1 pseudogene is annotated in these 471 nt (G+C 40.8%); it reads left to right on the forward strand.

The features are described 5' to 3' along the window. Positions 1-147: 147 nt before the first annotated feature. Positions 148-375, forward strand: a pseudogene (locus tag ACTNDQ_RS15455) (IS110 family transposase); the annotation flags it as partial. Between the last annotated feature and the right edge of the window lie 96 nt (positions 376-471).

The following is a 471-nucleotide window of genomic DNA, read 5'->3' on the forward strand; positions in this document are numbered from 1 at the left end:
GATAGGGCAAAGACCCTGGTTGAAGCTGCGCACAACAGTGTTGGACTTGACGGAGGGATTGGAACAAAAAGTGAATTATATATGCTGCTTGAAGAGCATCGCTTATGGAATTAGCAGTTAGAAGCCGTCAATAAAGTACTTGAGGAAATGATCCTAAAAGTACCACATGTGGAGAAGTTACTCGCCATTAAAGGAGTAGGGAGCATCACAATAGCAGGATTCATAGCTGAGGTAGGTGATATCAGACACTTTGATTCACCGAAACAGATCCAGAAGTATGCAGGACTGGAACTGGTAGAAAACAGTTCAGGAAAGCATAAAGGAAGGACGAGGATCAGCAAACGCGGGAGAAGGAAACTCAGAAAGATCCTGTATCAGGTTGATGTTAGCATCTAATTAGTACAAAACAAAAATGAGATATTTCCTTGATACAAATAAAATGTATAATAACAAGAGGAGGAACTCATCATG

It is taken from the genome of Blautia massiliensis (ex Liu et al. 2021) (assembly GCF_052064225.1).
GTDB classification, from domain to species: Bacteria; Bacillota; Clostridia; order Lachnospirales; family Lachnospiraceae; genus Blautia_A; species Blautia_A fusiformis.